The sequence below is a fragment of the Pseudomonas sp. MM213 genome (assembly GCF_020423045.1).
In the GTDB taxonomy this organism is placed as follows: Bacteria; Pseudomonadota; Gammaproteobacteria; order Pseudomonadales; family Pseudomonadaceae; genus Aquipseudomonas; species Aquipseudomonas migulae.
Map to the genome: position 1 here is coordinate 4,883,368 of NZ_CP081943.1, position 12,093 is coordinate 4,895,460.

The following is a 12,093-nucleotide window of genomic DNA, read 5'->3' on the forward strand; positions in this document are numbered from 1 at the left end:
ACTCAGGCCTCGCTGCTCATCACCATGAACAACACCAGCGCCGCCACCGGGATGCTGAACACGATGCTGCCGACCACCAGCTCCGTGGTCACGGACTGGCCGGCGGTGACCACGCCGATGGCGCCGTTGATCATCGTCAGGGCCAGCCACAACACGATGAAGCTGTAGGTCAGCGTCTGGCGGCTGAAGCCGATGTTCTCGCCGATGAACAGCATCAGCGCCAGTAGGACCAGGCCGAAGGTGATGATGATCGTGGTGTGCATGATGCGTTCCTCCCTTCAGGTGTAGTGCGTCTTTAAGACCGCCTTCGCGGGCAAGCCTCGCTCCTACAGTTTTGTGTCGCTCCTGTAGGAGCGAGCGGTGCGACGATTCGACTTGCCCGCGAAGGCGTCAATCCTGCCTACATAGCAGCTTAAACCAACCCGCCATTCACCCGCAGAATCTGTCCATTGACCCACGCCGAATCAGGGCCGACGAGAAAGGACACAACGCGCGAGATGTCTTCCGGCTGCCCCAAGCGTTCCAGCGGCGGCATCTTGGCAAAGTTCTGGATTTGCTCTTCGCTCTTGCCGTGAAGGAACAAATCGGTCGCCACCGGGCCAGGCGCAACGGCGTTGACGGTGATGTTGCGACCGCGCATTTCCTTGGCGAACACCTGAGTCAGGGACTCCACCGCGGCTTTGCTGGCGATGTACACGGCGTAACCCGGCAGGTTCATGCCGACGGTGCTGCTGGAGAAATTGACGATCCGGCCACCGCTGTTCAAACGGGTCGCCGCTTCACGCAACGTATTGAAAGTGCCGCGGGCGTGAATGTTGAAGTTCTGGTCGAACAGTTCGTCCGTGTGCTGCGCCAGCGGCATCACTTTGAGGATGCCGGCGTTGTTGATCAGCACATCGACTTTGCCCAGTTGTGTTTCGGTTTCGTCGAACATCCGGCGTACATCGTCGGCATTGGCCACGTCAGCCTTGATCGCTATGGCTTGATGGCCGGCCTGACGCAGTTCAACGACCAGCTTTGAGGCTTCAGTGGCGCTGCTGGCGTAGTTGATGGCGACGGCGAAACCTTCGCTGGCCAGTTGTTTGGCGATCACGGCGCCGATGCCGCGGGAGGCGCCGGTCACGATGGCAACTTTCGAAGTTTGAGTAGTCATGGCGGTGAATCCTTTGAGGGTGTCTGTTTGGGGTGAAGCCAGACTCACATGTTTACTCAGGCTGATAAATGCACGAGAGTTGCCTTGACTGTTCAATAAACGCCAACAATCAAAGGTCTCGAACGCCATGGATCAAGTCAAAGCGATGAAGGTGTTCGTGCGGATCTACGAGCGCAGCAGCTTCACCCTGGCCGCCGAAGACCTGAACCTGCCACGGGCAACCCTGACCCACACGCTGAACCAGTTCGAAGCCTGGCTCGGTACGCGTTTACTGGAGCGCAGCACGCGTAAGGTGCGTCCTACGCTGGACGGCGAGGCGTACTACTTGCGCTGTGTGCAATTGCTGGCGGAACTGGAAGAAGCTGAACTGGCTTTTCGCAGCGTCGCGCCGAAGGGGCGATTGCGGGTGGATTTGCATGGCACGCTGGCCAAGAGTTTTGTCATCCCCGCCTTGCCGCAATTCATGGAGCGCTATCCGGATATCGAACTGTCCATCAGCGAGGCCGACCGCTTTGTCGACCTGATCGCTGAAGGCGTCGACTGTGTGCTGCGGGCCGGCACGCTGGGTGATTCGGCATTGATCGGCAAACGCGTTGCCAACCTGCGCCAGATCACCTGCGCCAGCCCCGCCTACCTGCGCAAATACGGCGAACCGAAAACCCTCGAAGACCTGAAACACCATCGCGCTGTGAACTACGTCTCGCGCACCACGGCGAAGTTGTTCCCGTTCGAATTCATGGTCGATGGCGAATTGCAGGAAGTCGCCATCGAGGGCGCGATCTCGGTGTTCGGCGCAGAAATCTACGCCGCCTCGGCCATCGCCGGCCTGGGCTTGATCCAGTGCCCGCATTACCGAATGGAAACGCAGATCGCCCAGGGCCTGGTGCAGGAAGTCCTGATCGACACGCCGCCGCCACCGATGCCGGTTTCAGTGTTGTATCCGCACAACCGACACATGTCGCCACGGGTTCGGGTGTTTGTGGATTGGTTGGGGGAGGTGTTTGCGGGGGCGCGTTAGCCCCTCGAATCGAAAATATGTGAAACGTTTCAGCATTTCCTCAAGTCCGAGGTCTATCGACGTTTGTCTGGGCGTATGCTGGGCAACTTGCGAAGCAGTCGATACCAACTTCAAGACAGACAAGAGAGGATTCGATGACCTACACCGCTGCCGAAAACCGCTACGACTCCATCCCTTACCGCCGCGTCGGTCGCAGCGGTCTGGTGTTGCCGGCGTTGTCCCTGGGGCTGTGGCATAACTTCGGCGACAGCACGCCGATCGACACCCAGCGTTCGTTGCTGCGCACGGCGTTCGATCTGGGGATCAACCACTTCGACCTCGCCAATAACTATGGTCCGCCGTATGGTAGCGCCGAGACCAACTTCGGGCGTTTGCTGCGTGAAGATTTCAAGCAGTATCGCGACGAGCTGATCATCTCGAGCAAGGCGGGTTGGGACATGTGGCCCGGTCCTTATGGGCAGGGCGGTGGCTCGCGCAAATACGTGCTGGCCAGCCTTGATCAGAGCCTGCAGCGTCTGGGCCTGGAATACGTGGATATTTTCTACTCCCACCGTTTCGACCCGGACACGCCGCTGGAAGAAACCGCCAGCGCACTGGCTATGGCGGTGCAGCAGGGCAAGGCGTTGTACATCGGTATCTCGTCGTATTCCGGGGTGAAAACCCGTGAGATGGCGGCGCTGTTGCAAGAGTGGAAAGTGCCGTTGCTGATTCACCAGCCGGCCTACAACCTGCTCAATCGCTGGGTGGAAAAGGATCTGCTGGATGTCACCGACGAGCTGGGCACCGGCGTGATTGCGTTCACGCCGTTGGCGCAGGGCCTGTTGACCGACAAATACCTCAACGGCATTCCGAAGGATGCGCGGGTCAATCGTCCGGGCGGCGGTTCGTTGCAGTCCTCGCATCTGTCGGAGGCCAACATTGCCCATGTGCGTGGGCTCAATGAGATTGCCAAGCGTCGCGGCCAGAGCCTGGCGCAACTGGCGTTGGCGTGGACGCTGCGCGACCCTCGGGTGACTTCGGCGCTGATCGGTGCGAGCCGGCCGGAGCAGATTATCGAGAACGTCGGGGCGTTGAAGAATCTGAGCTTCAGTGCGCAAGAGTTGGCGGAGATAGACCGGTTTGCCCAGGAAGGCGGGATTAATCTTTGGGAGAAACCTTCGACGGCTGAGTAAGGGTTTGGCGCCAGAATCTCTGGCGCCTTTTAGACCGCTATCGCCGGCAAGCCGGTCTCGCTCCCACAGGGGAACCGCATTCCAAATGTGGGAGCGAGCCTGCTCGCGATGGGGCCAGTACAGTCAATGGAAAAATCAGGATTTACCTGAAAAACGGCACATCCCCCAACACTGTCGCCCGCTGCATCACCCGCCGCGCCGGCCGGTAGTCATCCACCGCGTAATGCTGCGTCACGCGGTTGTCCCAGAATGCGATGTCGTCCTGCTGCCAGCGCCAGCGAATGGTGAATTCCGGCCGTGTGGAATGGGCGAACAGAAACTTCAGAATCGTCTCGCTCTCCGTCTCCGACAGTTCATTGATCTTCGACGTAAACCCTTCACTGACGAACAACGAACGGCGCCCGCTCACCGGATGCGTGCGAATGACCGGGTGCGACAGCGGTGGATTCTTGCGGCGAGCCTCTTCCCACTGAGCCAATGCTTCAGGCGTGTTGCCATAGCGCTCCAACGGAAACGAACGGGTGAAATCGTGCGTCGCCGTCAGCCCTTCCAGCAGACTTTTCATCGGCGCGGACAGCGCCTCATAAGCCGCAATGCCGCTGGCCCACAACGTGTCGCCGCCAAACTCCGGCAACAGTTTTGCGCTGAGCACCGCGCCCATCGCCGGGGTCGGCAGGAAGGTCACGTCGGTGTGCCAGATCGCGTTGTCGCGCACGTCGGTGACGGCGGTGTCGAGGATCAGTACTTCTGGCTGTTCCGGCACATTCGGGTAGATCGGGTGAATGTGCAGGTCGCCGAAGTTGGCGGCGAAACGCGCCTGTTGCTGCGGCGTGATCGGCTGGTCGCGAAAGAACAAAACCTGATGCTTGAGCAGTGCCTGCTCGATGGCATCGCGCTGTTCCAGGTTCAATGGCTGGCTGATGTCGATGCCGCTGATGTGCGCGCCGAGGGCGGAGCTGAGGGGGACGATTGTCAGGTTGCTCATGGTGGTTCTCTTCAATCCGGGGTGCCGATCTGTCGGCATGGTCAATGACAAGTCGTTAGTGAGCCTGGCCGTGCCACGGCACCAGTTTGCGTTGCAGCGCACGCAAGCCCATCTCCATGGCGAAGGCGATCAGCGCAATCACCAGAATCCCCAGCACCACCACATCGGTGACCAGGAACTGTGCGGCCGACTGCACCATGAAGCCCAGGCCGCTGGTGGCGGCGATCAGTTCGGCGGCGACCAGCGTTGACCAGCCCACGCCCAGACCGATGCGCACGCCGGTCAAAATGTCCGGCAACGCACTCGGCAAAATCACATGGCGAATCAACTGCGCCCGGGTCGCGCCCAAAGACTGTGCTGCGCGCAATTTGGCCGGGTCGACGGTGCGCACGCCAGTCGCGGTGGCGATGGCGATCGGGGCGAAAATCGCCAGGTAAATCAGCAGGACTTTTGACAATTCACCAATGCCGCACCAGATGACAATCAGCGGCAGATAGGCCAGCGGTGGAATCGGGCGGTAGAACTCGATCAGCGGATCGAGAATGCCGCGCGCAATGCGGTTGTGACCGATGGCGATGCCGACCGGCACGGCGGTCAGCACGGCAAAACCAAGACCCAGACCGATGCGGCTGAGGCTCGCGCCCAAGTGCTGCCACAACGTCGAATCCATGTAGCCGGTGGTCACCAGCAGCCAGCCTTTTTGCAGCACGGCGGACGGTGGCGGCAGGAACAGCGGTTCGATCATTCCTGTGGCGGTAACGGCCCACCACAGGGCAACCAACGCGACCAGGGTCAGCACGCTGATCCAGCGAGTACTGAGGCGGCGCCGAACAGGAATCACCGTCGAACCCGGTTTCACCGTCACGGCCGGAATTTCATAGCTGCTCATGCGCGCTCCTGCCGCGTGGCGGCGCTGCGTTGGGAGAACACTTTGGCGAGTACGTGTTCGCGGGTTTCGATAAAGCGCGGGTCGGATTTGATCGCCCGTGCGGACTCGCCGGCGGCGTAACGCTGACCGAAATCGAGGCTCAGGCGCTCGACGATTTGCCCGGGATTTGGCGCCAGCAGAATCAGGTCCGTGGCGAGAAATACCGCTTCTTCAATGTCGTGGGTAATCAGGAATACGGGTTTGGCGGTGCGCTGCCAGACTTGCAGCAGCAGCTCCTGCATCTGTTCGCGGGTGAAGGCGTCGAGGGCGCCGAAAGGTTCGTCCATCAACAACACGCGAGGGTCGGCGGCGAGCGCACGGGCCAGGCCGACACGCTGCTTCTGGCCACCGGACAGCTGCCAGATCCGCCGATTTTCGAAACCGGAAAGGTCCACCAGTGCGAGCATTTCCCGAGCGCGGATTTCACGTTTGTCCCGGGAGACACCGGCCAGTTCCAGACCGAAACCGACGTTGGCCAACACGTCTTGCCAAGGCAGCAGCGCGTCGTCCTGAAACACCACGCCGCGTTCGGCGCTCGGGCCTTTGACCGGCACGCCATCGAGGGTGATGCGCCCGGCGCTGGGCTCGACGAAACCGGCAATCAGGTTCAACAGCGAAGTCTTGCCACTGCCGGACGGGCCGAGGGCCACCAGCAATTGCTGGGGCCCAAGGCTCAAGGAAATATCCGCCAATACCGGTTCCGGGCTGCCGGGGTACTGTGCGCTGATGCGCTCCAGCTGTAGCAAGGCCATCGCAATTAACTCCCGATCAGTTGGTGATGAACTTGGCGCTGACGTACGGCGCGTAGTCCGGCAGCACGGCTTCGACCTTGCCTTGTTCTTTCAGGAACACGGCGGTGTCGGTGATGGCTTTGGTGGTCGGCGCGCCGAGGGTGATCACCTGATCAGCCGCCAGCGGGTAGACGTTGCCTTGCAGCAGCAGCGGAATGTCGCTGGCCTTGGCACCGGACAGCTTCACCAGCTTGTCGACGTTGGATTGATTGGCGAGCCAGGCTTTAGGGTCTTTGCGGTAATCGGCGTAGGCGTCGAGGGTGACTTTGGCGAACGCGGTGACGATTTCCGGGTGCTTCTCGGCGAAGTCTTTACGCACGATCCAGGCATCGAACGTTGGTGCGCCGAACTTGGCCAGTTCGCCGGAGGTGATCAGCACTTTGCCGTTTTCCTTGGCCACGCCGAGCGCTGGGTCCCACACGTAGGTGGCGTCGATGTCACCGCGTTTCCATGCGGCGATGATGGCTGGCGGGGCGAGGTTGAGCACGGTGACTTTCGAAGGGTCGATGTTCCAGTGCTTCAACGCGGCGAGCAGGCTGTAGTGGCCGGTGGAAACGAACGGCACGGCGATTTTCTTGCCGATCAGGTCCTGAGGAGTCTTGATCCCGGAGCCGTCGCGGGCAACCAAGGCTTCAGCGGCACCGATCTGGGTGGCGATGAGGAAGGTTTCAACCGGGACTTTGCGGGTGATTGCAGCCGTCAGGGGGCTAGAACCGAGGTAGCCGATCTGCACGTCGCCGGAAGCGATGGCGGCGATGATGTCGGCACCGTTGTCGAATTTGCGCCAGTCGATCTTGGCGTTGGTGGCTTTTTCGTAGGCGCCGTCGGCCTGGGCGACTTTCGCCGGGTCCACGGTGGTCTGGTAGGCGACAGTCACGTCAGCCGCCTGGGCAAAGAAACTCGCCGCAGCCAAAGACGCGGCCGCCAGGAGGCGAAGAGGGAAATGCAGTTTCATTGGGAAGCTCCTTTTCAGGCGGACCGAGAGTCGGCGTGAAAAAGAGACTAAATGATATAAGAATCCGAAAATAAATAACTTTTTCGAATGAGCTTATGAGCGGAAAATTCTAAGCAAGACCGCGGCGCAGCCTTCGCGGGCAAGCCTCGCTCCTACAGGTTGGGGGTCGAGTCACAACTGGGTGACCGACACAAAACTGTAGGAGCGAGGCTTGCCCGCGAAAAGATTCGAAGGACCTTCAGAGGTTAGTTACTGATCGCCAGAATGCTCGCCTGATACGAGCCGACAAACACATCGAAATCGCCGACTTCGTTCTGCTCCAGCTCCACTTGCTCCGCCAGCGACGAACGCGCGCGCTCTTCAAACGTTGCCTGGTCTTCGCTGCTCAACGGCTCGCTGCGGAAATATTCCGCATGGGCCTGGCTCTGGCGCAGGGAGAACTGGCTGAAGCTTTCCTTGTGTTCGGCCATTGCCGCCAGCACCTGGGCCGATGGCGTCAGGGAGGAGTCCTTGACCTTGGCCAGTTGCGCGTCCAATGCCTTGCTGTGCGCATCGCCGCCATGGCTCTGATCCAGCAACGCCGCCAGTGGCGCAATCTTCTCCAGCAACTCGCCCGCCCATTCTTTCAGGTCAACCGGTTGACCGTCACGTTGCAGTTGCAGGCCCGGACGGCGACCTTCCTTGACCACGCTGAGGAAGTTCGATGTCGCGTTGCCGCACGAATTACTGGTCAACAGCGGGCTGTCGTTCAGCGCGCAATACAGCAGGAACGCATCGAGGAACCGCGACTCGGTGAGGTCGATACCCATCGGCAGGAACGGGTTGATGTCCAGGCAACGCACTTCGACGTACTGAATTCCACGGGCCACCAGCGCCTGGATCGGCCGTTCGCCGGTGTAGGTCACGCGTTTCGGGCGGATGTTGGAGTAGTACTCGTTTTCGATCTGCAGGATGTTGGTGTTGAGCTGAACCCACTCACCGTCCTGATGCGTGCCGATTTCGACATACGGCGCATACGGTGTGGCCACCGCTTTGCGCAGGCTGTCGGTGTAGCTCGCCAGGTCGTTGTAGCACGGCGTCAGGCCGGCCTGGGCGTTGCTCTGGTAACCCAGATCGCTCATGCGCAGGCTGGTGGCGTACGGCAGGTACAAGGTGTCCGGGTCCAGCTGTTCCAACTGATGCGTGCGACCGCGCAGGAAACCGGCGTCCAGCGCTGGCGAAGCACCGAACAGGTACATCAGCAGCCAGCTGTAGCGGCGGAAATTACGGATCAGCGCGATGTAGGCCGACGACTGATAGTCGCGGTCAGTGCCGACAAAGCCTTCCGCCTGCTTGAGCAGCGGCCAGAGCTTCTCCGGCAGGGAGAAGTTGTAGTGAATCCCGGCGATGCACTGCATGGTCTTGCCGTAGCGCAGGGCCAGGCCCTTGCGGTAGACATACTTGAGCTTGCCGATGTTGGAGGTGCCGTAATAGGCGATCGGGATATCTTCCTCGGCCGGCAACGGGCACGGCATCGACGGACTCCACAGGTACTCGTTGCCGAGCTTGCTGTAGGCAAAACGGTGAATCCTGTCCAGGCTCGCCAGGGTCTCGGCCGGGTCGGGCAGGGCGGGCGTGATGAACTCCAGCAGCGACTCGGAATAGTCGGTGGTGATTTGTTCGTTGGTCAGCGCGGAACCCAATTCTTCCGGGTGCGGCGTTTGCGCCAGGCGACCTTCGCCGGTCACGCGCAGGCATTCACGTTCGATGCCGTGAAGGCACTGTTCGAGCAGAGAGAGGTTAGCGCGCTCGCCGAGCAGAGCCAGGCGGCGGTTGAGAAGTTCGCTCAAGTTGGATTCCTTCACGCGTCAGTCGCCCCAATATGGGGGTGGGCAGGACGGTCTACAAGGGTGAAGTTGAAACTGGCGTTTTCGCCTGGTTTTTGAGCAGCACAGACCACATGCCAGTCGGTCAAGGATCAGTCGCCGCGGACCCTGTGGGAGCGGGCTTGCCCGCGAAGAGGATGTGTCAGTCAGCATTTGAGTTGCCTGACACACCGCTTTCGCGAGCAAGCCCGCTCCCACAGAAAATCCCGGCGCCGCTTTCATAGCGCCGAAATTACCTCAAATCGATGACGGCTAGCTACAGGACAGCGAACGTGCCTTGTGCTTTTGCGACGAGTTTGTCGCCCTGCATCACGTCGGCTTCGACCACCAGAGTGCGGCGGCCCGGGTGGATCACCCGCGCCGTGCACATCACCTCACCGTCGGAAACGGCGCGGATGTAGTTGATCTTGCACTCGATGGTCGCGCTCTGCTGGTCAAAGCCGTGGGTGCTGGAACAGGCCAGCCCCATGGCAATGTCCACCAGGCTGAACAAGGCCCCGCCGTGCAGCTTGCCGCCGCGATTGCGCAGTTCGGGTTCAAGCGCCAGGGCGACTTGCGCCACCCCGGTTTCCAGGCTGTGCAAGCGACAGCCCAGCAGCTTGAAAAACGCGCTTTCGGTCAGCCCGGCCGGGATTTCCATCAGCGTTTCTTCAACTGCTTGGCGTTGGCGAACAGCGAAGCCATGGCGTTGTTGGACGGGGCCGCCGCCGTGGTTTCCTTGCGCGGTGCAGTGTTTTGGGACTGGCGCGGTGCCGACCCCGGACGCGCACCACGGGCACCGTCGATTTTCTCGCCCGGGGTGTCGCTCATGCGCATCGACAGGCCGACGCGTTTGCGCGGGATATCGACTTCCATGACCTTCACTTTCACTACGTCACCGGCCTTCACCGCTTCACGCGGGTCCTTGATGAACTTCTCCGAAAGCGCAGAGATGTGCACCAAACCGTCCTGATGCACGCCGATATCGACGAACGCACCGAAGTTGGTCACGTTGGTCACGACGCCTTCGAGGATCATGCCCAGTTGCAGGTCCTTGAGGTCTTCGACGCCTTCCTGGAACTCGGCGGTCTTGAACTCCGGACGCGGGTCGCGGCCAGGTTTTTCCAGCTCTTGCAGGATGTCGGTGACCGTCGGCAGACCGAAGGTTTCGTCGGTGTACTTCTTCGGATCAAGACGCTTGAGGAAGCTCGCGTCGCCGATCAGCGAGCGAATGTCACGGTCGGTTTCAGCGGCGATGCGTTGCACCAGCGGATAGGCTTCCGGGTGAACCGCAGACGAATCCAGCGGGTTGTCGCCGTTCATCACGCGTAGGAAACCGGCCGCCTGTTCGAAGGTTTTTTCGCCTAGACGCGCGACTTTCTTCAACGCTGCGCGGGTTTTGAACGCGCCGTGCTCGTCACGGTGGCTGACGATGTTCTGCGCCAGGGTCGCGTTGAGGCCGGAGATACGGGCCAGCAGCGCCACGGACGCAGTGTTCACGTCCACGCCGACGGCGTTCACGCAGTCCTCGACCACAGCGTCCAGGCCGCGCGCCAGTTTCAGCTGCGACACGTCGTGCTGGTACTGGCCGACACCGATGGATTTCGGATCGATTTTAACCAGTTCGGCCAGCGGATCCTGCAAGCGACGGGCGATGGACACCGCGCCACGGATCGATACGTCGAGGTCCGGGAATTCCTTCGAAGCCAGTTCCGACGCCGAGTAAACCGATGCACCGGCCTCGGAGACCATGACTTTGGTCATCTTCATGGCTGGGTATTTTTTGATCAGCTCAGCAGCCAGCTTGTCGGTTTCGCGGCTGGCGGTGCCGTTGCCGATGGCGATCAGGTCCACCGAGTGCTTGGCGCACAGGGCGGCGAGAATCGCCAGGGTCTGGTCCCACTTGTTGTGCGGCACGTGCGGGTAAACCGTGGCGTGATCCAGCAGCTTGCCGGTGGCGTCGACCACGGCGACCTTGCAACCGGTGCGCAGGCCCGGGTCGAGGCCCAGGGTGGCACGCGGGCCGGCCGGAGCCGACAGCAGCAGGTCATGCAGGTTGTGCGCGAACACGTTGATCGCTTCGGTTTCCGCGCCATCGCGCAGCTCGCCCAGCAGATCGGTTTCGAGGTGGGTGTAGAGCTTGACCTTCCAGGTCCAGCGCACCACTTCGCCCAGCCATTTGTCGGCGGCGCGGTTCTGGTTCTGGATGCCGAACTGCTGACCGATCATGCCTTCGCACGGGTGCATGGTGCCCGGCAGTTCGTCGCCGACTTTCAGCGCGGAGCTGAGAATGCCTTCGTTGCGGCCACGGAAAATCGCCAGCGCGCGGTGCGACGGCATGCTTTTCAGCGGTTCGTCGTGTTCGAAATAGTCGCGGAACTTGGCGCCTTCCTCTTCCTTGCCGGCGATCACGCGGGCACTGAGAGTGGCTTCTTGCTTCAAGTAGTTGCGCAGTTTGTCCAGCAGGCCGGCGTCTTCGGCGAAGCGCTCCATGAGGATGTACTTGGCGCCTTCGAGGGCCGCCTTCACATCGGCCACGCCTTTTTCGGCGTTGATGAAGCGTGCGGCTTCGGTGTCCGGGGCCAGCGAGGGATCGTTGAACAGGCCGTCGGCCAGCTCGCCGAGGCCGGCTTCCAGGGCGATCTGGCCCTTGGTGCGGCGCTTTTGCTTGTACGGCAGGTACAAGTCTTCGAGGCGGGTCTTGGTGTCGGCGAGTTTGATGTCGCGTTCGAGTTGCGGGGTCAGCTTGCCTTGCTCTTCGATGCTGGCGAGGATGCTGATGCGCCGTTCGTCGAGTTCTCGCAGGTAGCGCAGACGCTCTTCCAGATGACGCAACTGGATGTCATCGAGGCTGCCGGTCACTTCTTTCCGGTAACGGGCGATGAAGGGAACGGTAGAGCCTTCATCGAGTAGCGCGACGGCCGCTTCGACCTGTTGTGGGCGTACGCCGAGTTCCTCGGCGATGCGGCTGTTGATGCTGTCCATAAAACCACCTGACAAATTGTGAAAGCAGGCTCGCGGGCGCGGGGATAAAGGCTCGGCGAGTCTGGTTGAGCGGCCTGGCCTGCGCCGCTACCTGGATCAACAGGCATCCCGTTGACCCGTGAAATCGAACAATTACTGCCGTGGCGATGAAAATAAAAAGCCGCCGCGACGGTAACGATCAGACGTTGCCTGACACAAAAGGCCGCGCATTATAACCAGCGTTCTGTCATTCGGGGGCATCACAGGCTGTAGGCACAATGCC

11 protein-coding genes are annotated in these 12,093 nt (G+C 61.0%); 2 read left to right on the forward strand and 9 right to left on the reverse strand.

The window, feature by feature from the left end; all coding sequences use genetic code 11:
- Positions 1–2: 2 nt before the first annotated feature.
- Both K5R88_RS22340 and K5R88_RS22345 read right to left on the reverse strand, forming a co-directional pair.
- A complete protein-coding gene (locus tag K5R88_RS22340; protein WP_008032471.1) occupies positions 3–263 on the reverse strand; it encodes a hypothetical protein in 261 nt (86 codons plus the stop codon).
- A gap of 149 nt (positions 264–412) precedes the next feature.
- A complete protein-coding gene (locus K5R88_RS22345; protein WP_226298373.1) occupies positions 413–1,153 on the reverse strand; it encodes an SDR family oxidoreductase in 741 nt (246 codons plus the stop codon).
- Positions 1,154–1,280: 127 nt separating this feature from the next.
- On the opposite strand from K5R88_RS22345, the gene K5R88_RS22350 reads away from it, so the two are divergent.
- Together K5R88_RS22350 and mgrA are read left to right on the forward strand one after the other, a co-directional pair.
- Positions 1,281–2,171, forward strand: a complete 891-nt coding sequence (locus K5R88_RS22350; RefSeq protein ID WP_008032272.1) for a LysR family transcriptional regulator — start codon at positions 1,281–1,283, stop codon at positions 2,169–2,171.
- Between the two features lie 134 nt (positions 2,172–2,305).
- Positions 2,306–3,343, forward strand: a complete 1,038-nt coding sequence (gene mgrA / locus K5R88_RS22355; RefSeq protein ID WP_226298374.1) for an L-glyceraldehyde 3-phosphate reductase — start codon at positions 2,306–2,308, stop codon at positions 3,341–3,343.
- 142 nt (positions 3,344–3,485) lie between these two features.
- On the opposite strand, the gene tauD is transcribed toward mgrA, so the two are convergent.
- The 7 genes from tauD to K5R88_RS22390 all read right to left on the reverse strand — a co-directional run bounded on the left by tauD (position 3,486) and on the right by K5R88_RS22390 (position 11,831).
- Complete coding sequence (gene tauD, locus K5R88_RS22360) at positions 3,486–4,328, reverse strand: taurine dioxygenase (RefSeq protein WP_223452803.1); 843 nt, start codon at positions 4,326–4,328, stop codon at positions 3,486–3,488.
- Positions 4,329–4,383: 55 nt separating this feature from the next.
- Positions 4,384–5,217, reverse strand: a complete 834-nt coding sequence (tauC, locus tag K5R88_RS22365; protein WP_226298375.1) for a taurine ABC transporter permease TauC — start codon at positions 5,215–5,217, stop codon at positions 4,384–4,386.
- Positions 5,214–6,008: a taurine ABC transporter ATP-binding subunit gene (gene tauB, locus K5R88_RS22370; protein ID WP_008040159.1), complete on the reverse strand. Its 795-nt coding sequence runs from the start codon at positions 6,006–6,008 to the stop codon at positions 5,214–5,216. The genes tauC and tauB overlap by 4 nt, the downstream gene beginning before the upstream one ends.
- A 16-nt stretch (positions 6,009–6,024) precedes the next feature.
- The gene (gene tauA / locus K5R88_RS22375; protein WP_008032265.1) at positions 6,025–7,002 is read right to left on the reverse strand and encodes a taurine ABC transporter substrate-binding protein; all 978 of its coding nucleotides are present in this window, start codon (positions 7,000–7,002) and stop codon (positions 6,025–6,027) included.
- A gap of 245 nt (positions 7,003–7,247) precedes the next feature.
- On the reverse strand, positions 7,248–8,831 hold the full coding sequence (gshA, locus tag K5R88_RS22380) for a glutamate--cysteine ligase (protein ID WP_226298376.1): 1,584 nt from the start codon (positions 8,829–8,831) through the stop codon (positions 7,248–7,250).
- A gap of 292 nt (positions 8,832–9,123) precedes the next feature.
- The gene (locus K5R88_RS22385; RefSeq protein WP_008019061.1) at positions 9,124–9,507 is read right to left on the reverse strand and encodes a PaaI family thioesterase; all 384 of its coding nucleotides are present in this window, start codon (positions 9,505–9,507) and stop codon (positions 9,124–9,126) included.
- On the reverse strand, positions 9,507–11,831 hold the full coding sequence (locus tag K5R88_RS22390) for a Tex family protein (RefSeq protein WP_223413709.1): 2,325 nt from the start codon (positions 11,829–11,831) through the stop codon (positions 9,507–9,509). Before K5R88_RS22390 ends, K5R88_RS22385 begins: the two co-directional genes overlap by 1 nt.
- Positions 11,832–12,093 lie beyond the last annotated feature (262 nt).